This window comes from Capnocytophaga sp. G2 (genome assembly GCF_035282625.1).
Taxonomy (GTDB): domain Bacteria; phylum Bacteroidota; class Bacteroidia; order Flavobacteriales; family Flavobacteriaceae; genus Capnocytophaga.
In genome coordinates this window covers 1-23,093 of sequence record NZ_JAYKBU010000012.1, presented here as the reverse complement: position 1 = coordinate 23,093, position 23,093 = coordinate 1, and the positions used below count along the sequence as shown (strand labels likewise).

Genomic DNA, 23,093 nt, shown 5'->3' with positions numbered 1-23,093 from the left:
AAAATAAACAAGTAACTAAAAAATATCTGTAAAAATTTATTATCTAAAAATTTATTTCTTTTTTATTTGCAAATGAAAGAATTTTGTATATTTGCACCTTTAAACAAAGTAAAAAAACATAAAACTTTATTATCACTTTATAATCCTGAAAAACTAAGTTTATGCAAATACTCAAATTCGGAGGAAAATCCCTCGCTAATGGAGAAGGGCTCAGAACTGTACTCTCTATCATCACTGGAAAAGTAGGTCAAAGACAACCTATTGCAGTGGTTGTTTCTGCACGTGATAAAGCTACCGACCAGTTAGAGGCTATGCTAGAAAAAGCAAGCCAAGGAGGGGACATATCTGCTGATTTTCAAGCTTTCAAAGAGTACCAGACTGCTGGGGAGGATATTGACTTCTCTGAGGAATTTTCTATTCTCCAAAAGATCTTTGACGGTGTTTTCCTTCTTGGGGATTATAATGAGAAAATAAAAGATAATACTTTAGCACAAGGTGAAGTCCTTTCCGCTAAGTTCATCACCCACCTCCTTACAAAGCAAGGTATTAAGGCAGAGTTTGTAGATAGTAGGTATTTCTATACTACCGATAGCTTCTTTGGCAATGCCCAACTCATTGAGGACACCTCCCGTAGGAATACCATCCAGTATTTCACTCAAATCTCCTCAGAGGTAGTGCCTATAGTAACTGGTTTTATTGCTGCCAATGTACATGGTCAGACTACGACTCTTGGACGTAATGGTAGTAATTATTCTGCTTCCCTACTTGCTAATTTTTTGGATGCTGAGGAGCTACAGAACTATACCCATGTGGATGGTATCTTCACGGCTAATCCTGAATTGGTTCCTGATGCTAAAATTATCCAACAACTCTCCTTTGAGGAAGCTAATGAATTGGCTAACTTTGGCACCTCAATCCTACATGCCAAAACCATCATTCCTCTCCTAGAGAAGAAGATTCCCCTGCGTATTCTCAATACCTTTAAAGCTCAGGAACAAGGAACCCTTATTTGCGAGGAGGGCACTTCCACAGGGGGAATTCGCGCTATTTCCGTATTGGAAGATTATGCCTTGGTGATCTTAGAAGGACGAGGACTCCTGGGTAAGGTAGGGGTAGATGCTCGTATCTTCCGCTCTCTTGCCGAAGCAAAAATTAGTGTAAGCATTATCTCTCAAGGTTCTTCTGAGCGAGGTATTGGTTTTTTAGTTGCCAATAAGGAGGCACAAAAAGCAAAACAAGCTCTTGAAAAAGAGTTCGAGACCGATGTATATAACCAGGATGTTAGTAAGGTTCGTGTGGTGGAAGATGTAGGAGTTATTTCCATTGTAGGACAGAACTTAGCCGATTTTGACAAACCTTATAATGCTCTCATTCGCAACCAAATAACCCCTCTTTTGATTAATAATTCTGCTACGGGGAAAAATGTAAGTGTAGTTATTTACAAGAAGGACTTACCTAAAGCGGTAAATGTCATTCACGGAGAAATCTTTGAAATCTCCAAACGCATTAATTTAGCTATTTTCGGACGTGGAACAGTAGGGAATACTCTTATTGAACAGATATTTGAGGCGCGTACCGATATCCTCAAGCGTAGAAATATCAATCTACAAATCATTGCTATAGCCAGCTCCAAGGAGCTCTTATTTAATCACAGAGGAATAACTCCAAAGCAATACGCCTTTTTCACAGAACAAGCACACCCGTATGCTTTCAATCAATTCATCACTTTGGTTCAGCAACATCATTTAGAAAACCTTATTGCCATTGATGTAACTGCCAGCAAAACATTCGTGGAGCACTATCTATCCTTAGTGAAAAATGGCTTTGATTTAGTCTCTGCCAACAAAATTGCAAATACTATTGATTACACTTTCTATAAAAAGCTACGAGAAACCCTTGCCCAATACAAGAAACAGTACCTATATGAAACTAATGTGGGCGCTGGGTTACCTCTTATTGATACCATTAAGCTCCTTCATCATTCTGGAGAGAATATCACCCGTATAAAAGGTATTTTCTCTGGTACTTTAAGTTTCCTGTTCAATACCTATTCTGCAAGTAATGCTCCTTTTAGCCAGATTCTCCAAAGAGCTATTGACAGTGGTTATACTGAACCTGATCCTCGGGAAGACCTCTGTGGTAACGATGTCGGTCGTAAGCTTTTGATTTTAGCTCGTGAATTGGATTTGGAGAATGAATTCTCTGAGGTCTCTATTGAGAATCTTATCCCTGAGACACTTCGCTCAGGAAGTCGTGAGGAGTTCCTCTCTCGCTTACAGGAATTTGACCCTATCTATCAAAAAATTAAGGACAATGCTCCCAAAGGTACTGTCTTACGTTATGTTGGAGATCTTCATGGAGATCTTTCACAGACCCAAACAGCTCACCTTAATGTACAGTTGGTTTCTGTTCCCGAAAACAGCGCCTTAGGGCAGGTCAAAGGAGCCGATTCTATCTTTGAAATCTATACTGAATCCTATGGAGAAAACCCCATTGTAATACAAGGAGCAGGTGCTGGTGCTGCCGTTACTGCTCGCGGTGTGTTTGGAGATATTCTCAGAATTATTGGTAACAAATAAATATACTTTTATGCATATCCACAAAAAAGACCTTATCGCTACCATTCGCCTTAGTGGAGAGGAGATTAACTTGGAAACTGCCAACCTCCTACTAAAGGATCCTACCTTGCGTCCTTACCACATCGTTATCAACCTCAGTGAGGTAGAACACTTGGAAGAAGAAGAACTTGATGCTCTTTTCTACCTCAGTGAAATGTTCCGGAGCGAAACAGAACACTCCTTTGTAGTGGTCTCCCCTCTTTATGACCCTGATACCTTTCCTGAGGAACTTGTCGCCTGCCCTACCCTACAGGAAGCTTTGGACATCATTGAAATGGAGGATATAGAAAGAGATCTTTTCAAAGATTAATTCATTATGAGAAATTATCCTCTCCTATTAGCTGACGAGAATTTTACATACGCGGTAGAGATCGGTACAAATTCTTATATTATCTTACTATTTTATGCTGCCTTAAACTTAAGAAACCCATTGAGACAAAGGACAAAGAATATATAAGAAAAAAGCAAACCAAAAACTCATTTTTAAACGAAAAAAAACTTATTTTTGCACCCTTAAACAATGACTGATTGATGGAAAAAGTAATCGATGAAACACGGCAGGGTGCTCCCCTTACCCTTGAAAGCGATACTAAAAATACACGTAAGCTCTATATAGAAAGCTATGGCTGTCAGATGAATTTCTCTGATAGTGAAATCGTTGCCTCTATTCTTCACAAGGAAGGGTTCAATACTACTGATAAGCTCCATGAAGCGGATTTAATACTGATTAATACCTGTTCGGTCAGGGAGAAAGCAGAACAAACCATCCGTAAGCGCCTTGAGCAGTTCAATACTGTAAAACGACATAAGCCTGCTATGAGGGTTGGAGTACTAGGATGCATGGCTGAACGACTCAAACATAAGTTCTTGGAAGAGGAACATATTGTGGACTTAGTAGTAGGACCTGACGCTTATAAGGATTTACCTAACCTCCTGACAGAAGTAGACAATGGTCGTGATGCAGTAAATGTGCAGCTCTCTAAGGATGAAACGTATGCAGACATTTCCCCTATTCGCCTCAATAGCAATGGAGTAACCGCTTTTGTCTCCATTACTAGGGGTTGTGATAATATGTGTACTTTCTGTATTGTTCCTTTTACCCGTGGTAGAGAGCGTAGCCGAGACCCTCATTCAATCATTAATGAAATAGCTGAATTACAACAGCGTGGTTATAAAGAAATTACTTTGCTTGGACAAAATGTGGATAGCTACCTATGGTATGGGGGTGGACTAAAGAAAGATTTTGAAAAGGCTTCTGACATCCAAAAAGTTACTGCTGTGAATTTTGCTAAACTCTTGGATATAGTTGCTTCTGAATTTCCCAAAATGCGTATCCGCTTTTCCACTTCCAATCCTCAAGATATGACTTTGGACGTAATTGATACTATGGCAAAGCATCACAATATCTGTAAGTATATACACCTACCTGTACAGAGTGGCAGCAATCGTATTCTCAAGGCAATGAACCGCTTACATACTCGTGAGGAATATTTTGCTCTTATTGATGGAATTCGTGAGCGCATTCCTGATTGTGCTATCTCTCAGGATATGATTACTGGATTTCCCACCGAGACCGAAGAAGATCATCAAGATACTCTTTCCCTGATGGAGTATGTCAAATATGATTTTGGATTTATGTTTGCCTACTCCGAACGCCCTGGCACCTTGGCAGCCCGTAAAATCCTGGACGATGTACCCGAAGAAGTAAAAAAACGTCGCCTTGCAGAAATTATTGACCTCCAACAAAAACACAGCCACTACCGTACCCAAGCCCAAGTGGGCAAAACCGTAGAGGTGCTCATAGAGGGCAATTCCAAGAAATCCGACCAAGAGTGGATGGGGCGCAACACCCAGAATACAGTGGTCGTATTCCCGAAGGAACAATATAAGGTAGGCGATTTTGTCAATGTAAAAATAACCAATTGTACCTCCACCACTCTCATAGGGGAAGCGGTGGGGTATAGCGATATGAACTAATACGTAATCCTATGACAACAAAACTGATACACCCCTATTTCGGTACCTTAGACACTTGCTCTGTGGAAGGTGTAAGCCAAGATGATTCTTATGATGTTCTTTGGGAACAAGAGATTCCTTACAAAGACAGTATTATCTGGGTATCTTTCTGGTTTTACAAAGGAGATAACCTCTTAAAAGAGCGCTTAGATGCTTTTGAATCTTTTATAAAGAACCTACCCAAGAGAGAAGAGCAAGCACGAAAAGCCCTTATACAATATCTGAAAGAGCACCCAGACTATTTCAATCACTTTAAGGAAAAAACAAAAAAGACTCCTTGTGATATCGAAACTTTCGTTGGTGAATTAGAGTTAGATATTATTGATTTTTGGTATCCCAAAGAGGAAGAGGCTGATGTAGATATGTACTTTGCACCTTATTATGGAGAAGATGTCGAAGAAGAGGAAGTCATCTCTGTACAATTTGCCCTCTCAGGAGAAATTCTTTCTATAGATTGGGAGGAATAATTTTTTTATATAAAGTTTTTTCATATCTTTGCCTTTCAAATAAAAACAGCTTTTCTTATGGACAGGAATATAGGGAAAACTGATAAGCGAGTACGCTTGTTATTCGTGCTTATTGTAGCTATTTTAGGGGAATTTAAGGTAATCTCCAATGATATTATAGCTTCCGTATTAGGAGCAATTTCTATTGTTCTAATTGTTACTATTATGCTAAATTTCTCTCCTATTTATAGACTTCTGAATATTAATACCTATAAAAGAGAAAAGATAAGCTAAAGTCCTCAGTCAAGAAAGGGGGACACTTCAAACAAGTATCCCCCTTTCCTGTCCCTGAATATTATTTTTAGTTCTTTTTACAAACAAAGATACTATGCCCCTTTCCTAAGTGGTCATATATTTTCTCTACTTTCAAACCGGCTTTTTCTATACATTCTATCATATCTTGTGAATAGTACATCTTACTATTTCCATTTGCCATTACGGAGAAATAGAGGCTAATTTGAGTAAGGCAGTATGCTCCGGTTTCATGCTGTTGCCTATCCCAATAGCTCTCCAGTATATATAACCGAGTATCCTCGGTCATAGCATGGCAGGCACGCTCAAGAATATTAGTAGCTTCATCCGGGGAGAAACAATCCAGAAATTGGCTCATCCATATCACCTCAAATCCTTTGGGAAAAACCTCTTTCTTATCTAACAGATTAGCAGGGTATTCCTTAATGCGCTCTGCTCCTTTTTTACCTTTTGTCGCTACACGCATAAGGGAAAGCTGTTGAGGTAAATCCATAATAGTAACCTCTACTTCAGGGTTATACCCTACACACTGAAGAGCCCAGCGTCCGGTATTCCCTCCCACATCCAATAGCTTTTTAACAGGAGTAGAAAAAACAATTTTTAATGCCTCCTTAAAAGAGTTATCGGAGTAATAATGGTCAAAGGCAAACCACTTTTCCTTAGCTTCCTGCGGAAGCTGAGAAAGTCCTTCGTAAATAGTATCCCAATCGCCAAATACCTTTAAGCCTTCTGGCTTACCTGTCAGCAGGGTTTCCTCCATATAGAAAAGCCCTTGATAACATACCTGATGAATGAATTCCATATTGATACGTACTGCCTCATCCTTCAAAAGAAACCAACCTGCCTTAGTAAGGAAGAACTTATCTTCTTGTACAATTACCGTTCCTATAGAAAGGGATGCTTCCAACAGTACCTGTATGGCATAGCCACTTAGCTGTGTTTGTTGAGCGAGTTCCTGTTGTGTCAGTCCTTCGGTATGTTCTGATAAGGCTTTTAAGATGCCAAACTTCACCATGAGCCGAGATACCTGAAAGGCTACAGGAGCAAAGGCAAGTTCATGAGCTAAGCGCTGTGCTCTGCTTGCCGAAAGTTGTTCCTTGGTATATTGTTTTTCTACAAGAGGGGATAATTTCATGCAAATGAATAATTAACAGAATTTCTCGCAAAAGTACATCTTTTTTTATAAGTATACAAATTTATATTTTTCATAATTTTTTCTACTACTCAAAAAACACTACAAATATATAATTACATAATAATCAAACACTTACAAATATGACGTATTATCTTTAAAAAAAAATTTATTTTACCTTTCATTATTGCAAATATTTCTATATCTTTGCACTTTCTTTTAAGTTCCTCTCTAAGGAAAAGAGAGTAGCTTTATTATTTTTAAAAGAAGTAGAGTTTTATATTAAAAAATCAGAATAAGAGTTTCTAAATTGTTAAATTTTTACTTGTTTTGATTTTTATTTTGTATAAAGCAAAAAAAATTGTATCTTAGCCCCGAATTTTAAAAAGATTATAAATATAAATTAAATTTCAAACGTATGAAAAGAATTAAAATTTCATTAGCGTCCTTAGCATTGATCTCTGCAGTAAGTTCAGTGCAAGCGCAAGATGAAAACAACAAATGGTCAATAGGGTTTGGAGTGAATTCTGTTGATATTCGTTCTCCTCACGAATTTGGGGATTTTCTTAAAGATTGGGGAGGTACTAATGACTTAAACATCCTTCCTGCAATTTCTAAGCTTTCTGTAGCTCGCTACATTGGTGCTGGATTTTCTGCTGAGATTGATGGTTCCTTAAACAAAATCAAAACTGGATTTAACGGAGTAAGTGAGGATAAATCCTTCTGGGCTGCTAACCTACAAGCTAAGTATGCTCTTAGAAGACTTTTCACTACTGAATCTGGTTGGTTTGACCCTTACATCAAAGTAGGTGGAGGTTATTTCTCTTATGAAAGTGACTTTTCTGACAAGGACGGAGGTCTTAAGCTTCTTGCTGGAGGTGGTATTAACTTCTGGTTCACTGAACATCTTGGTGTAAACCTTCAAACAGGTTACCACCACGGATTCCAACAAGATGGTACTGACTACTTCCAACATTCTGCTGGTATCGTTATCAAATTCGGTGCCAAAGATACTGATAAGGATGGTATTCCTGATAACAAGGATGCTTGTCCTGAAGTGAAAGGTCTTAAAGAATTCAACGGATGTCCTGATACCGATGGAGATGGTATTCCTGACAAAGACGATGCTTGTCCTGAAGTGAAAGGTCTTAAAGAATTCAACGGATGTCCTGATACCGATGGGGATGGTATTCCTGATAAGGACGATGCTTGTCCAGATGTACCTGGTCTTAAAGAATTCAACGGATGTCCTGATACTGATGGTGATGGCGTTCCTGATAAAGATGACAAATGTCCAGATGTAGCTGGTCCTGCTGAAAACGGTGGATGTCCTTGGCCTGATACCGATGGCGACGGTGTACTTGACAAAGATGACCAATGTCCTAACGAAGCTGGTCCTGCAAGCAACAATGGTTGTCCCGAACCTAACGATGATGACCAAAAACGCTTGAACCAATATGCTAAGACTATCTTGTTTGACACTGGTAAGGCTACTATTAAGTTCCAATCTGCTGATGTATTGAACCAAATTATTAGTGTTCTTAACAAATTCCCTAAGAGTCGTTTCCGTATAGAAGGGCACACTGATAGCACTGGTAAGAAAGCTAAGAACCAAGTACTTTCTCAAAACAGAGCCTATGCTGTTAAGGTATACTTAATCCAAGGGGGTATAGATGCTAATCGTTTAGAATCCGTAGGCTACGGACAAGACAAACCAATCGCTTCTAACAAAACTAAGAAAGGTAGAGAACTTAACAGACGTGTTGAAATCAATTTGATAAAATAATTTTGAGTTCTGAAATAAAAAAGGTCGCCCAGTTGGGCGACCTTTTTTATTTTTACTATACAATAATTATATAGAATTTTTTTGAAAAAAAGTTCTTTTTATCAAGAAAAAAACCTACTTTTGCAGTAACTTTTTATCACTTTCATTTATGAAAAAATATTTTATAACACTCAATGCAATACTACTCTCCACAGGAGTAACTATAGCACAAAAAATCAATTTTGAAGAATACAATCTACCCAATGGGTTACATGTAATCTTACATCAAGACAACTCTGCTCCAGTGGTCACCACTACTGTAATGTATCATGTGGGAGCTAAGGACGACCTACCAGGAAAGTCTGGTTTTGCTCACTTCTTCGAGCATCTTCTTTTTGAAGGAACAAAAAACATTCCACGAAGCAAATGGTTTGATATTGTCTCCGCCCATGGAGGAGATAACAATGCCTTTACCGATGTGGACAAAACCTACTATTATGAGACCCTTCCTTCCAATAATCTACAACTTGCCCTATGGATGGAATCTGAACGCTTACTACATCCTGTCATCAACCAAATAGGGGTAAATACTCAAAAAGAAGTAGTGAAAGAAGAAAAACGTGAAGGCACTGACAATGTACCCTATGGGAAGATTATCTATATGCCTGTAGTACAAAATCACCTCTTTGATAAGCATCCCTATAAGCATCCTACCATTGGTAGTATGGAGGATTTAAATTCTGCAAAGTTAGATGATTTTATCCGTTATAACCAACGCTATTACAACCCTAACAATGCTGTATTAGTTGTAGCTGGAGATTTCCAAAAAGAACAAGCTAAACACTGGATAGAAACCTATTTTGCTCCTATTCAGAACCATGTAGAGAAACCTGTGCGTAACTATCCTATGGATGCTCCCATCACTCAGACTAAAAAGGTAACCGATTATGATGCGAATATCACTGCCCCTGCGAAAGTATTAGCTTGGCGTACCCCTAAAATGACTGAACAGGATGCTCGTGTAATGGATTTTATCCAAGCCCTCCTCGCCAATGGAGAAAGTGCTCGCCTCTATAAAAAAATGGTAGAAGAAAAGAAAGAAGTTCTCCAATTTATCTCCTATACTTGCAATTATGAGGATATTGGTATTCTAATGATTGCCGCTGTAGCTCAGAACGCTCCTTTGGAACAACTTACCAAAGACATGGATGACGAAATCAAACGCTTACAAACAGAACTTATCTCAGAAAAGGAATACGAAAAACTCCTTAACCAATTTGAGACAAACTTTATAGCTACTAACTCCAATGTACAAGGTATTGCTTATTCTTTAGCTATAGATTATACCTTTTTTAAAGATACCAATCTTATCAATAAAGAGCTAGATTTATATCGTAAAGTAACTCGTGAAGATATTCGCCGCGTGGCTCAGAAATATCTTAATCCTAACCAACGTTTGGAGATCGATTATCTCCCTGAGAAAAGTCAAACTAAAAAATAATATCCATGAAAAAAATACTTATAGCAAGCATTTCTTTGCTTATTCCTTTCCTTTTGTCTGCTCAAATTGACCGTGACAAAATGCCTGAACCTACTCAGATGCCTACCTTCAACTTAGGGGATCCTTATATCAAGAAACTTCCTAATGGACTTACTCTTATGATAGTGGAAGATCACAAACTTCCTCGTGTTTCTGTAAGTCTTACCTTGGACAGACCTCCTATTGATGAAACTAACAAGCCAGGTATGTACTACCTTACCTCTGAACTTATGGGAGGAGGAAGTAAGAATATTTCTAAGGAAGCCTTTGTAGAGGAAACCGATCGCTTAGGGGCCACTGTATATATCTCTATGGATGGAGGATCTACTTATTCTCTAACCCGCTATTTCCCTCGTGTATTGGAACTCTTTGCAGATGCTGCTATCCATCCAAATTTTACTCAAGCAGAATTAGACAAGGCTCGTGATAAAGCAATTGCTTCCCTAAAAGCAGAGGAAAATAGTGCTCAAAGCATTATTTATCGCCTTAATAGTGCTCTCACTTATGGTAAAAAACATCCTTATGGAAGTTTCTACACTGAGAAATCTCTTAAGAGTATCACTCTAAAAGATATTACTAACTTCTATAAAACATATTTCTCTCCTTCGAGTGCTTATATGGTTGTCGTTGGTGATGTTAATACAGATGAAGTAGAAAAATTGGTGATAAAAAATTTCCACGATTGGCTTCCTGCTAAGTCCTTGCAGATGACTACTCCTACTCCTAATAATGTACAATACACTCAGGTGAACTTGGTAGATGTCCCCAGTGCCGTACAAACTGAAATTAGCGCCTTTAACCTCTATCCTCTTAAAATGAGTGATAAGGATTTCTTCGCTGTAAAAGTAATGAACTATATTCTTGGAGGAGACTATGGTAGTTATATTAACATAAATTTACGTGAACAGCATGGATATACTTATGGAGCACGCTCTTATATGGGTACTAACCGATTCACTTTAGCTAATTTCTTTGTCTCAGTAAGAGTTCGTAATGAAGTCGCTGCTAAATCCGTAGTAGAGATCCTCAAAGAAATCAAACGTATTCAGAATGAGGATGTTACCGCTCAAAAACTCGAAGAAGTAAAAGGACAATTAGTCGGACGTTTTGTTATGTCCACCCAATACCCCTCCACTATTGCTAACTTAGCGGTAACAAGAGAAACACAGAAGCTCCCTGCTGACTTCTACAGTAACTATATCAAGAATATAGAGGCTGTAACAATTGCTGATGTGAAGCGTGTCGCTAACAAATACATCAAATATAATAACTTACGATTTATCATTGTAGGAAAGGCAAGTGAGTTCGAAAAAGAACTAAAACAACTCAAGTTCAATGGCAAAGCACTTCCTGTTTTCTATTATGATAAGTATGCTAACAAAATAAAATAGTATTTTTCCCATAAATTTATGAGAGGCTTTCTGAAGTATTCAGAAAGCTTCTTTTTTATATAAAATAATTATTAACATTTTTTGACAAACAACTCTTTTGGTATGTTTTTTGTTGCTATTAGAGGAACTAAATTTTTGTAAAATGAAATCTATTTTAAGCATTACCTTAATAAGCCTCCTTCTCTTCTCCTGTGCAGGAGTTCAGGTAAGTTCTGATTATGATAGTAGGGCTTCCTTCCCCCAATACAAAACTTTTGCTTTCCTGAAAGAGGGAATCGATAAAGCTGAAATATCTGATTTGGATAAGAAACGTATCTTAAGAAGTATTGAAGCTGAAATGATTAAAAAAGGCTATACACTTTCTGAGAACCCAGATATCTTTATCAATTTCTTCACTCGAGAAAGAGAACGCCAAGACCTCTACCAAAGTGTAGGCATCGGATGGGGGTGGGGACCTGTATGGGGGAATTCTGTACAAGTATCACCTGCTGTTACTGAAGGTGTGCTCCTTATTGACATCATTGATGGTAAGAAAAAAGACCTTATCTGGCAAGGAAAAGGAGCAGGAATTCTCTCTGAAAGAGCCAATAAAGATGAACAAATACATAAGTTTGTTTCTGAAATCCTAAAACAATACCCTCCTGAAGAAAAAAGAACTACCGAAAAAAATTAATTTTCTCCTTTTGGTGCAAAGATTTTTAAAGAAAAAAGTTGTTTTTTTCCTAAAAAAAGAAAAATTAACATTTCAAAATTTGTTATAAAAAGTTAATTCGTGTTAATATAAACAGAATATCTCTATGCTGTTTATTTTACATTTCTTCATAAATTATTGTTTGTCAAAAAAAAAGACTACTTAAAAAGAAGTTATCAACAAATGAAAAAAAAATTAAAAAAAACTTTTTGTATCAAAAAAAAGTAGTAACTTGCGCCAAAATTGAACAATTAGAAAATTTTATTTAGAAATGGATATACGAAGTTTTAAAAAACCTATGTTAGCCACTCTCTTAGTAGCAACATTTCTAGTAGGTTGTGGAAAGAAAGGTACAGACAAGAATACTTCCAGTGCTACCGGATGGAAAATCAACTCTAAAGAAGGTGGTTTCCAATATAATACTGACTTTAAAGAACAGGTAACAGGTCCTGGATTGGTATTCATTGAAGGAGGTACTTTCACTATGGGTAAAGTACAAGATGATGTGATGCATGATTGGAATAATACCCCAAGCCAACAGCACATACAGTCTTTCTATATGGACGAAACTGAAGTTACCAATAAGATGTATATGGAGTATCTTGATTGGCTTAAACGAGTATTTCCTCCTGAAGACAAAGAAGGTCACTATAAGAATATTTACTTAGGAGCTCTCCCTGATACTTTAGTATGGAGAAGCCCTCTAAGTGCTAATGAAACTATGGTAAGCGAATACCTTCGCCATCCTGCTTATGCCGATTATCCTGTAGTAGGAGTGAACTGGGTACAGGCAACACAATTCAGTTCTTGGCGTACCAACCGTGTAAACGAAGCCATTCTTGAAAAAGATGGTTTTATTCAACAAGGATCTCGCTACCAAGTAGATGCTGAAAGTACCTTCAGCACAGACACTTACCTTAATACTCCTGAAAACTCCTATGGTAGAAAAGTAACCGAATTTGCTGGTAAGAAAGCTACCGACAAGGAAGGAAATACTACTTATGCAAAGCAAACTTCAGGTATATTGCTCCCTGAATACCGACTCCCTACAGAAGCAGAATGGGAATATGCGGCTAAGTCCTTAAGTGGTATCCGTGAATATAACAGTATTCGTGGTCGTAAAAAATATCCTTGGGCAGGTCGCTATACCCGTACGGGGAAACGTGCTGTAATGGGTGATCAGTTAGCTAACTTCAAACAAGGACAAGGTGATTACGGGGGACTTGCTGGATGGTCTGATGATAAAGGTGATATCACCACTGCTGTAAAAACATTCCCTGCTAATGATTTCGGACTCTATGATATGGCTGGAAATGTGGCAGAATGGGTAGCTGATGTGTATCGTCCCCGTGTGGATGACGAGATGAGTGACTTTAACTACTATCGTGGTAATGTCTATATGAAAAACAAGATAGGTGAAGATGGAAAACTCGTAGTGGTAGATGCACAAACTATTACTTATGACACTCTTAGTAATGGACGCATTGTAGCGAGAAACCTACCAGGACAACTGGCTAAAGTACCTGTTGACGGTAATGAGACCTACTTGCGTTATAACTTCCAGAATGCAGATAATCGTAATTATCGCGACGGAGATAGGGCTTCTAGTAAAGATTATGTGAAACTTACCCTTGAAAAAGGAGAACGTAGCTTAGATTCTCTTAATGCAAGCCAAAGAGCAAACGTTTCACGTACTATGTATAACTCTCCTGATCAAAAGATTTTAAGTGATGGACATGGAGGAATTATAAAGAGATATGACCCCTCCAATGACCGTACTACCCTTATTGATGATGAAGCACGCGTAATCAAAGGTGGTTCTTGGAGAGACCGTGCTTATTGGATTGACCCCGCACAACGTAGATTCTTACCTCAGTATAGTGCCACCGATTATATAGGATTCCGTTGTGCTATGAGCCGCGTAGGTTCTAAAGCTAAGAAAAATAAAACTTCTCGAGGATAAATAAAATTTTCACTATATAGAAAGAGGCTGTCCTTTTTTGGACAGCCTCTTCTTTATTTAAAAATCTTTGAAAAAGATACCCTTTTCAAAATATAATTCGTAACTTTGTGGAGTAAAAAGTTTAATAAAATACTATCCAAATGAACAAAACAGATGTAACCTCAGAGGCTTCAAGGAAGTTTCAAAATTACATGGTAGAAACAGCTAGGAAGCTACAAAAACATATTGTCCTTCCCGAAGGAGAGGAAGCGAGAATCCTCCGCGCCGCTGCTGAACTTGCCCAAGATGGGCTCGCCACTCTCACTATTTTGGGAGATGAAGACAAAGTACTCGCTCATGTAAAAGAATTAGGACTTAAATGGGATACCAACCGTATCAAAATCGTTTCTCCTAAACACAGTCCTAACTATGAGTCCTATTGGAAAAAATTATATGAAATCCGTAAGGAAAAAGGGATGACAGAGGAACAAGCTAAAGAACTTATGCTTGATGCTTCCTACTATGGTACTATGATGGTATTCATGGGAGAAGCCGACGGAATGGTCTCCGGTGCAGTGAACTCTACCGCACATACTATTCGCCCTTCTTTACAATTTGTAAAGACTAAGAAAGGCGTAAAAACAGTCTCTTCTGTATTTTTCATGATTTTACCAGATCGTGTATTGGTTTATGGTGACTGTGCAGTAGTCCCTAAACCTACTGCGGAACAATTAGCCGAAATCGCTATCACCTCTGCTGACTCCGCCAAGGCTTTCGGTATAGAGCCTAAAGTAGCCCTTCTATCCTATTCCTCTGGTACTTCAGGAAGTGGTGAAGAAGTAGATAAAGTCCGTGAAGCCACCGAAATGGTAAAGGCACAACGCCCTGACCTACTCGTAGAAGGCCCTATCCAATACGATGCTGCAGTAGATGCTACCGTTGCCAAACAAAAGATGCCAGATTCACCTGTTGCTGGCCAAGCTACTGTACTTATCTTCCCTGACCTTAACGCAGGAAATATCACTTACAAAGCCGTACAAAGAGAAACACACTCTATTGCTATAGGACCTATGTTGCAAGGATTGAAAAAACCTGTAAACGACCTTAGCCGCGGGGCTACTGTACCCGATATTTACAATACTGTACTTATCACTGCCATACAAGCAGGTATGCAAGAGTAAATCTTTTTCATTTTTTTGGATTTTTTAAATAGTAAGAGAGGCTGTCCGAAAGTTTTTCAGACAGCCTCTTCTATTTAAAACTTTATAAAACTTATGTTCTATATTCCTATTCCTTTTACTTTAGCTTTGTAATTAGCATCTGCTATAGAATTTTTATAAGCAGTTTCAGTACCTTTAGGAACAAAGATATTTTGTAAGGTATCTGAATTCCCAAATTGTAAAGGCTTAATCTCAAAAGCTGTTCTATTCTCTAAAATAATTGAATGTAAGTTAGGACAATTTTTGAAAGCATTATTCCCTATTTTATTAACTTTTTTAGGAAAAATGATAGTAGGGAGCTTGATACAACTAGAAAAAGCCCCATTACCTATTTCTATAAGACTCTCGGGAAGGGTAATAGAGAATAAGTTATAACATTCTGCAAAAGTACCACTATTAATTTTGGTAATCCCTTCTGGAAACTCTACTTCCTTTAATTTCCTACAAAGGCTAAAGGCATACATTCCTATTTCTCGAACACGTTCCCCTATGATAATTGTTGTAAGTTGGTATGTCAAATTATTCGTTTGAGCATTAAAAGCATTAGCCTCTATTTTCTCTACATTTTTAAGTTTAGGATCAGTATTCATATCAATCACACGGGTCTTTTCATTGAGCCATTTTACCAAAGTTTTTCCATTATTGCTAAGTTCATAATCTGCTGTAGTAACTTGGTTAGCTACCAAAGAAATCCCTGTAGAAGGCCATCCTGAGGTCGTTTTGGGTCCATAGAATATCTTAGCGGCTTTATCTATAAAATAATCTCCTACCGCCCCATCAGTAGCTTGAGGAGCACGGTCCCCGGCTAATATCTTAGATCCATCCTGCCCTGGTTGTCCATCACGTCCATTAGTACCTGGTTGCCCCGGTTGTCCATCACGACCTGGGCGCCCCTCCTGTCCTTTCTCTCCTTGTGCCTTTATACCAGTAGGTTGGTCTCCCACATACCAATAACCATCTTTTATATGAGGAACTGGAGCATCTTTTCCATTAGTCCCAGGCTGTCCATTTTGCCCATCATTTCCTTTGGCTCCTGGTTGTCCATCACGACCTGGGCGCCCCTCCTGTCCTTTCTCTCCTTGTGCCTTTATACCAGTAGATTGATCTCCCACATACCAATAACCATCTTTTATATGAGGAACTGGAGCATCTTTTCCATTAGTCCCAGGCTGTCCATTCTGCCCGTCTTTTCCATCTTTTCCAGCAATTCCCTTAAGATTCAGTACAGGGCTACCCCAGTCTGTTGTTTTAGGACCATAGAGATTGGCAGTCTTAAGGTCTAAATAATAATCTCCCTTTTCTCCTTGAGAAGTGCTCGGAGTTCCGTTACCTGAAAGGATAGTGCTACCATGAGTAACTTTCTCTTGTACAACCACTTTTTCACCTTCCTTTGTACAATGGGTTGCCGTAAGAGCAACTACTAATAAAGGTAATAAATACTTCTTCATTAATTAATAAATTTAATCTACAAATTTGCGGGTGCAAAATTAATGCTTTTTATAATTCCGTGAAATTTTATTTTTCAACAGTTTACCATGTTAGAGTTACTCCATAAAGTTGAGTTCCCTCCCAAGAAGTAGAACTAGAAAAACGCCATTGGTATTTTTGGGTGGTCATCTTTCGGTAGTCCGATTCATAGATACGTGTTTTAGCGATATTCTTTCCTATCAAGTATCCCATAAAGATAGCTAAAGGATAATCTGAAGCCCAATGCACCTTACTCTGCATCATCTCAAAGGACATCAGCGCAAGAGCCGTATAACTCACAGGTTTTATCCACTTATAATCCTTATAATTCTCTGCCAATACAGTTATCGCTGCCATAGCGGTCGTAAGATGACCAGAGGGCATAGCATCATAACAAGGAGTGTCTTTTTGGTAAGCAGCAAAACTCGGAGCAAATGTCCAAGAACTATGCCAATTTCCATTCTTAGCAGTAATAAAAGGACTCTCCCTACCGGTAAGTCGCTTAAGAGGTTGCACAAAAACACCTGTAATAAGGATACTCTCAATCAGTTGCATAGCGGTACTCTTTGCCCTGTAATCATTGGTGATAAGTCCATAAGTAGCCAGACCTCCACTAATAAGAATAAAAGTTGTTCCATTGCCTACAAAATACAAAGCAGAATTCACATCGGCAGGGATGATCTTGAGGAAGCCCAATTTCTTATAGGTATGTGCTTCATTCAATCCTATACGCTCTCCCAAACTACGACTTTCCCGAATCAGCCACGGATCAGCAGGAATCAGAGCTCCTGTAGCAGCTAAAGCACCTATTCCATACGGATAATAAGGTTTAGCCACAAAGTCCTTCAGTGTATTAAGTGTATTGCGTGGTGCCTTATTGATAATATCCCAGAACTTTGGTTTTTGATAGGTAAAATAAAGATCAGGTTCTATTTGGTAAGATTGTTCGATATCCTTAGGTACCCAATTTTCATCCACAGGAATTGTATCAGACACAGTAGCGGCTGCTACCTCCATTTGTGCCGTTGCAATATCTATATAGAAAAAAAAGGAGAGTAATAGGAAGATATGTTTCATAGATTGAATAATAAAGGATGAAAGTAAAGGCAAATAGCAATTCGCCCCTACAAATATTGCTCATTATTTAAAATCCGCTCCTCTGTGGGTTAGGGGAGCATTACTTAAGGATTCCCTTTTTGATGAGTGTCTCAGCAATCTGGATGGTATTGGTAGCGGCACCTTTACGAAGGTTATCGGCAACCACCCAGAGGTTAAGGGTCTTAGGTTGGGATTCATCACGACGCACACGACCTACAAAGACCTCGTCCTTGCCATGGGCATAGATAGGCATTGGGTAGGTGTTGGTATCGGTATTGTCCTGCAAGACCACTCCAGGGGCTTGACTAAGGAGCTTACGTACCTCGGAAAGGTCATATTCTTGTTCGAATTCTACATTTATGGACTCACTATGACCTCCTACTACAGGAATACGTACGGCAGTAGCAGTGACTCGTATGGAATCATCTCCAAAAATTTTCTTAGTTTCCCGCACGAGTTTCATTTCTTCTTTGGTGTAGCCATTCTCCTCGAATACATCGCAGTGAGGGATGGCGTTGCGGTGGATAGGATAATGATATGCCATCTCCCCTTGAATTCCCTTGTATTCATTTTCCAACTGGTTAACTGCTTTTACACCAGTTCCTGTGATGGATTGGTAGGTAGAGACTACAATACGTTTGATACCATATTTGCGCAAGGGTGACAGAGCTACAAGCATCTGAATAGTAGAACAATTTGGATTTGCGATAATCTTATCCTCAGGGGTAAGTACATCAGCATTAATCTCTGGAATCACCAATTTCTTGGTAGGATCCATACGCCAAGCGGAGGAGTTATCCACCACAACAGTACCCACTTGAGCAAATTTAGGAGCCCATTCCTTAGAGGTATCTCCTCCAGCAGAGAACAGAGCTACATCAGGTTTGAGAGAGATGGCTTGAGTCATCCCCACTACTTTATAATCTTTCCCTTTAAAAGTGATTGTCTTTCCTACTGATTTTTCTGAAGCTACAGGAATCAATTCTGTTACTGGAAAATTGCGTTCTGCTAAAACCTCCAGCATTACATTACCTACGAGCCCCGTGGCTCCTACTACGGCTACTTTCATAATATTTATTTTTTAAGTATAAACACGCAAAAGTATGATTTTTTTCTCTTACAAACAAAATATTTCTTTTATTCTTTTAAAAGATGTATTTTTGCACCCTAAAAACAGACAACAACCATCATGCGGACAAAATCCATTAAACAAAATAGAATCAATGTAGTTACCTTAGGATGTTCCAAAAATATATATGATAGTGAGGTACTTATGGGACAACTCAAAGCCAGTGGCAAGGAAGTAGTACATGAGGAAACCGGAAATATCGTAGTGATTAATACCTGTGGTTTTATCAATAATGCTAAAGAAGAAAGTATTAACACTATTTTAGAATATATCCAAAAAAAAGAAGAAGGGCTTGTAGATAAGGTTTTCGTGATGGGTTGCCTCTCAGAACGTTATAAGCCTGACTTGCAAAAGGAAATTCCAAATGTAGATCAGTACTTCGGTACTACTGAACTCCCTGTCCTTTTAAAGGTATTAGGAGCCGACTATAAGCATGAACTTATAGGTGAGCGTCTGACCACTACTCCAAAGAATTATGCTTATCTAAAGGTCTCTGAGGGATGTGATCGCCTTTGTAGCTTCTGTGCGATTCCTCTGATGCGTGGTAGGCACAAAAGTACCCCCATAGAGGACTTGATCATAGAAGCCGAAAAACTTGCCAAGAAAGGAGTAAAGGAGCTGATCCTCATAGCTCAAGATATCACTTATTATGGCTTAGACCTCTATGGCAAACGTACGCTGGCTAACTTATTGCGCGCCTTAGCAAAGGTAGAAGGTATTGAGTGGATACGTATTCATTACGCCTTCCCAACAGGCTTTCCTAAAGATGTACTTGAGGTGATGAAAGAGGAATCTAAAATATGCAAATACTTGGATATTCCTCTTCAGCACATCGCTGACCCTATCCTTAAGAGTATGAAGCGAGGCACCACCCAAGCGAGAACTACTCGCCTGTTACAGGATTTCCGCAAAGCAATACCTGAAATTGCCCTCCGCACTACCCTCATCGTGGGTTATCCAAATGAAACAGAAGAAGATTTTGAATTGCTTAAGGAGTTTGTCCGCCAGATGCGTTTTGAACGCTTGGGCTGTTTTACCTATAGCCATGAGGAAAATACAGCCGCTTATGAGTTAGAGGATAATGTCCCTGAAGAGGTAAAGCAACGCCGTGCCGCTGAGATTATGGAGATACAGTCCCAAATCTCTTGGGAGCTGAACCAAGCCAAGGTGGGTAAGACTTTCCGTTGCCTTATTGACCGCAAAGAGGGGCAGTACTTTGTAGGTCGTACCGAGTACGACTCCCCCGATGTGGATAACGAAGTCCTTATAGATGCTGCTAAGCATTATGTGAAAATAGGTGACTTTGCCGACATCTTAATTACAGAGGCTACCGATTTTGACCTATACGGAGAACCCGTTAAAAAGTAAAAAGTAAAGAATGAAAAAACTATTGTCCTTCATACTATTACTGTTTGTGCTTTTGAGCAGTTGTAGACCTGAAAGGGAGGCGCCTGTCAATGAGGAGCCTACTCTTTTTAGCAGGCTGGGAGATAGTGACTTTTGGAGGGAACGCTACTTAAAGGCTTTTTGGAAAGAGGAAAAGGCAAAGTTTTTGAGATCTTTTTATGAGGCTCCCTTAATTGATGAGCAGGATATAGCTCTTTTGCAATCCTTTATCAAGCCATGGTTGGACTTCTATCACATTGACCTTCATGAGGCGCGACTTACTCGTACAGAAGCGCATGCCCTTATCAATGCAGGGCAAGATAAGGAGAGTCTCTATTACCACCCTTTTGAGGCAGCAGATGATGTAGGTGATGATATCTGTAACCTCTATTCTCCTGATAAGATGCGCTATGTCAATGAGTACAAAGGGTGTGAGATCTCCGATGGTGAACTTTCTTTTAACATGGATGACAGCCAAAATATCAACCTTACCGATCGAAGGCTCCGCCACCACACCATGATCCTCTTTTTAGGTTCCCTTGAGGTATCTCATGATGTATTTTGGAAAGATAACGATGTCTTTGCTATTGTTGGCTATTCAGAGGCTACACTTAACGAATACTATATCTACCTTTTTGATATAAAAAATAGCCTTATCAAGCGATATGCAATCCTTGACAATGGCTATACGCCTACTACTTACTACCCTTCCAATACTATCAAAAAAGCAATAGCTAAGGGAATAACGGTGAATAATAAACGTGTTTAAACTTTTTTGAGGAACTTGGAGATAAACCCTAATAAAAGCATTCCAATCCAAGTTACATCAAGATACTCATATCTCATTATCAAACCTTTATATCCGTCAAGCCAACCATTTGCTTGTTCAATCTTAAACCTATTTTTGTACAATTCTTCATCAAAATAAACATCTGGTTGCTTTCCATTTCGGGGATTAGGTTTAATATTTGCTATAATTTCTTTGCTTTCTAAAAAATCTCTAAGAGATTTGCTATCAAATCCTGCATCAGCATTGAGAAACAGACCTTTGTACTCTATTCCTGCTTCTTCTAATAAAGCTAAGATTTCTTTTAGTACTTCTTCTATTTCATATAAGTCATTGTGATTTACAGCTTTAGGACTCCTCATTGCTATCATTTGCCCTTTATTATCACACAAAAAAATACTATTTGTGGTTACGGATTTTTTTTCTTGCTTGATAGCCTATAGATTCTCCTTTTTGCCGACAATGTGTATGAGTACCATCCAATTGAACGCAAGACATATCTAACTTTCTTTTCTTCTTACTTAATAGATTCAACCATACTCGCTGAAAACTACCATCTTTACTCCATTTATTGAAGTAGTAATAGACATTTTGCCAAGAGATTTCACCTTTTTCAAAATAGCTTTCAATTGGAAGTTCTCTCCATTGTACCCCTGTTTTTAATCTCTTGAGAATCAATAAAAATATTGAAGCTAAATCAAAATTACTTTTAAATCCTCTTTTTCCTACACTTAAAAAGGAAATAATCTATTTATTTATTGTATCTTTGCCCAAAGTTCCTGAATTTTGGTATTTTTTCTCAAACACAAAATTACTAATTTTCGGGAACTTTTACTTCTCTAAAAAAGTTTAAACAGCTTCATTATCTAAAGTTTTAAACAAGGGCAAATATACAAAAAAATTAAATATTTTTTCTAAATTCAATTGTTAATTATCCTTTACCAATCATCTGTTAATTAATAATTCGTCATTGCTCACTATCAAATGTCCCTTCGTCATAAAGGAGAAACCAGTCTAAGTCCTTTACCGTTTTGTATTCTTCAGGGAGTGATGGCAAGCAAATCCTCTTTCTTTTTTGAGAAGAATCATGCGACATTTGAGTTTTGATAAAAGTTCGTCCCTTACTGATAGGGTCGGGATAAATATACTCCAGAGTATCTAATTTCTCCCCGCGCCAACAATATTTATATAACCCTGCCCAACCAGGATGCCCATATTCCACACCCCTAACAAGTTTTTCTTGAGGATAAAAAGTAGGATTTATCAGTACAATATAGCTTGTTACAAGTTTCTTCTTAGCTACTGGAGATAAATAGATATCATAACTCTCCCTCCTACAACAACCTGAAAGTGGATAGTATTCTACCAGAAAATCCTTAGTTCCATCACCATTGACATCAAAAATCGTATCCGTAAGGAAATAATAATCCCTCGCTGCCATCTTATGTTCTACAACGCAATTTTCTAATTTATAGACATCTATGTCAGTATTTCCTTGCATATTCGTATAAATAATGGCATAATAAGCCTCATCATCAAAGAATTTTCCTACCTTCACAGTAGCACTTAAATAGGAAGTATTACTCTCATCTATTACATAACCAAAATCCAAGTCCTCTCCTTTAAAGCGTTTTACTACCTCAAGAAGTACTTCCTTTTTAGTCTTATCCTTAAGAAGACTATCAGCAATCCTTATTTGGAAATAAGGATTTTCAAGGGTATCTTTTTTGCTTTCTTGTAGTTCTTGAGTCTTTACCTCTTCAGTCTTTTCAAAAGTAGAATTACAAGCTATCAGCAAAGAAATAAAAAAGAAGGAAAAGGTATATTTCATAGTGTTTTAAGTTTGTCTATAATTTCCTGAAGTCCATTAGTTTTTATCTCAAAAGTCGTAGACAAAAGCATGCCAAGCTTTCCTTTAGGGAAGCCTTGCGAGCTAAACCACTCCAAGTAATATAAGGGAAGATCAGCAATCATAGTTCCTCTGTACTTACCATAAGGCATAGGAGTAGTGATAATTTCTTTAAGAATTTCATTCATAGTTAATAATGACTAATAAAAAAACCGAACTATTCAAAAGAATAATTCGGTTCTTGTAAAGAAGGCGGCGACATACTCTCCCACATATTGCAGTACCATCTGCGCTAAAAGGTTTA

The 23,093-nt window shown here is 38.3% G+C and carries 20 protein-coding genes and 1 pseudogene; 13 read left to right on the top strand and 8 right to left on the bottom strand.

The features are described from left to right. Positions 1 to 161 precede the first annotated feature (161 nt). From thrA to VJJ03_RS07910, 5 genes are all read left to right on the top strand, one after another. Entirely contained in the window at positions 162 to 2,579 is a 2,418-nt protein-coding gene (thrA, locus tag VJJ03_RS07930; protein ID WP_323974857.1) for a bifunctional aspartate kinase/homoserine dehydrogenase I, read from the top strand. Between the two features lie 10 nt (positions 2,580 to 2,589). Continuing rightward, a complete protein-coding gene (locus VJJ03_RS07925; protein ID WP_009744592.1) occupies positions 2,590 to 2,928 on the top strand; it encodes a hypothetical protein in 339 nt (112 codons plus the stop codon). Between the two features lie 221 nt (positions 2,929 to 3,149). Then, entirely contained in the window at positions 3,150 to 4,595 is a 1,446-nt protein-coding gene (gene miaB, locus VJJ03_RS07920; RefSeq protein WP_009744593.1) for a tRNA (N6-isopentenyl adenosine(37)-C2)-methylthiotransferase MiaB, read from the top strand. A gap of 11 nt (positions 4,596 to 4,606) precedes the next feature. Then, positions 4,607 to 5,101 (top strand): hypothetical protein, encoded by a 495-nt coding sequence (locus VJJ03_RS07915; protein ID WP_323974853.1) that lies wholly within the window; start codon positions 4,607 to 4,609, stop codon positions 5,099 to 5,101. Positions 5,102 to 5,158: 57 nt separating this feature from the next. Further along, positions 5,159 to 5,374, top strand: coding sequence for a DUF2892 domain-containing protein (locus VJJ03_RS07910; RefSeq protein WP_009744595.1), 216 nt, complete (start codon positions 5,159 to 5,161; stop codon positions 5,372 to 5,374). A 67-nt stretch (positions 5,375 to 5,441) separates the two neighbouring features. Here the strand turns inward: VJJ03_RS07910 and VJJ03_RS07905 are convergent, their stop codons facing one another. Next, positions 5,442 to 6,527, bottom strand: coding sequence for a methyltransferase (locus VJJ03_RS07905; protein WP_009744596.1), 1,086 nt, complete (start codon positions 6,525 to 6,527; stop codon positions 5,442 to 5,444). Between the two features lie 415 nt (positions 6,528 to 6,942). Here VJJ03_RS07905 and VJJ03_RS07900 point away from each other — a divergent pair, with 415 nt between their 5' ends. From VJJ03_RS07900 to pta, 6 genes and pseudogenes are all read left to right on the top strand, one after another. After that, positions 6,943 to 8,310, top strand: a complete 1,368-nt coding sequence (locus VJJ03_RS07900) for an OmpA family protein (RefSeq protein WP_323974851.1) — start codon at positions 6,943 to 6,945, stop codon at positions 8,308 to 8,310. Between the two features lie 148 nt (positions 8,311 to 8,458). After that, the gene (locus VJJ03_RS07895; protein WP_323974848.1) at positions 8,459 to 9,790 is read left to right on the top strand and encodes a pitrilysin family protein; all 1,332 of its coding nucleotides are present in this window, start codon (positions 8,459 to 8,461) and stop codon (positions 9,788 to 9,790) included. Positions 9,791 to 9,795: 5 nt separating this feature from the next. Further along, on the top strand, positions 9,796 to 11,220 hold the full coding sequence (locus VJJ03_RS07890) for a pitrilysin family protein (protein ID WP_323974847.1): 1,425 nt from the start codon (positions 9,796 to 9,798) through the stop codon (positions 11,218 to 11,220). Positions 11,221 to 11,362: 142 nt separating this feature from the next. Continuing rightward, a complete protein-coding gene (locus VJJ03_RS07885; RefSeq protein ID WP_040357876.1) occupies positions 11,363 to 11,893 on the top strand; it encodes a DUF4136 domain-containing protein in 531 nt (176 codons plus the stop codon). Between the two features lie 316 nt (positions 11,894 to 12,209). Then, entirely contained in the window at positions 12,210 to 13,874 is a 1,665-nt protein-coding gene (gene gldJ / locus VJJ03_RS07880; RefSeq protein WP_040358134.1) for a gliding motility lipoprotein GldJ, read from the top strand. Positions 13,875 to 14,047: 173 nt separating this feature from the next. Beyond that, positions 14,048 to 15,034, top strand: a pseudogene (gene pta / locus VJJ03_RS07875) (phosphate acetyltransferase); the annotation flags it as partial. A 98-nt stretch (positions 15,035 to 15,132) separates the two neighbouring features. On the opposite strand, the gene VJJ03_RS07870 reads toward pta, so the two are convergent. The 3 genes from VJJ03_RS07870 to VJJ03_RS07860 all read right to left on the bottom strand — a co-directional run bounded on the left by VJJ03_RS07870 (position 15,133) and on the right by VJJ03_RS07860 (position 18,707). Further along, complete coding sequence (locus tag VJJ03_RS07870; RefSeq protein WP_323974845.1) at positions 15,133 to 16,521, bottom strand: leucine-rich repeat protein; 1,389 nt, start codon at positions 16,519 to 16,521, stop codon at positions 15,133 to 15,135. Between the two features lie 82 nt (positions 16,522 to 16,603). Then, complete coding sequence (locus tag VJJ03_RS07865; protein WP_323974843.1) at positions 16,604 to 17,617, bottom strand: phosphatase PAP2 family protein; 1,014 nt, start codon at positions 17,615 to 17,617, stop codon at positions 16,604 to 16,606. 100 nt (positions 17,618 to 17,717) lie between these two features. Then, positions 17,718 to 18,707 carry an aspartate-semialdehyde dehydrogenase gene (locus VJJ03_RS07860; RefSeq protein ID WP_009744605.1) on the bottom strand — a complete coding sequence of 330 codons (990 nt, stop codon included), beginning with the start codon at positions 18,705 to 18,707 and terminating at the stop codon, positions 17,718 to 17,720. A gap of 120 nt (positions 18,708 to 18,827) precedes the next feature. On the opposite strand from VJJ03_RS07860, the gene rimO reads away from it, so the two are divergent. Both rimO and VJJ03_RS07850 read left to right on the top strand, forming a co-directional pair. Then, positions 18,828 to 20,135, top strand: coding sequence for a 30S ribosomal protein S12 methylthiotransferase RimO (gene rimO, locus VJJ03_RS07855; protein ID WP_323974841.1), 1,308 nt, complete (start codon positions 18,828 to 18,830; stop codon positions 20,133 to 20,135). A 10-nt stretch (positions 20,136 to 20,145) separates the two neighbouring features. After that, a complete protein-coding gene (locus VJJ03_RS07850) occupies positions 20,146 to 20,922 on the top strand; it encodes a hypothetical protein (RefSeq protein ID WP_009744607.1) in 777 nt (258 codons plus the stop codon). Here the strand turns inward: VJJ03_RS07850 and VJJ03_RS07845 are convergent. The 4 genes from VJJ03_RS07845 to VJJ03_RS07830 all read right to left on the bottom strand — a co-directional run bounded on the left by VJJ03_RS07845 (position 20,919) and on the right by VJJ03_RS07830 (position 22,977). After that, positions 20,919 to 21,311: a transposase gene (locus VJJ03_RS07845; protein ID WP_323974837.1), complete on the bottom strand. Its 393-nt coding sequence runs from the start codon at positions 21,309 to 21,311 to the stop codon at positions 20,919 to 20,921. The two genes, VJJ03_RS07850 and VJJ03_RS07845, sit on opposite strands and share 4 nt — an antisense overlap. A 28-nt stretch (positions 21,312 to 21,339) precedes the next feature. Then, complete coding sequence (locus tag VJJ03_RS07840) at positions 21,340 to 21,618, bottom strand: transposase (protein WP_323974835.1); 279 nt, start codon at positions 21,616 to 21,618, stop codon at positions 21,340 to 21,342. Between the two features lie 289 nt (positions 21,619 to 21,907). Further along, positions 21,908 to 22,771: a hypothetical protein gene (locus VJJ03_RS07835; RefSeq protein ID WP_009401524.1), complete on the bottom strand. Its 864-nt coding sequence runs from the start codon at positions 22,769 to 22,771 to the stop codon at positions 21,908 to 21,910. Beyond that, positions 22,768 to 22,977, bottom strand: a complete 210-nt coding sequence (locus VJJ03_RS07830) for a DUF3820 family protein (RefSeq protein WP_323974830.1) — start codon at positions 22,975 to 22,977, stop codon at positions 22,768 to 22,770. The genes VJJ03_RS07835 and VJJ03_RS07830 overlap by 4 nt, the downstream gene beginning before the upstream one ends. Between the last annotated feature and the right edge of the window lie 116 nt (positions 22,978 to 23,093).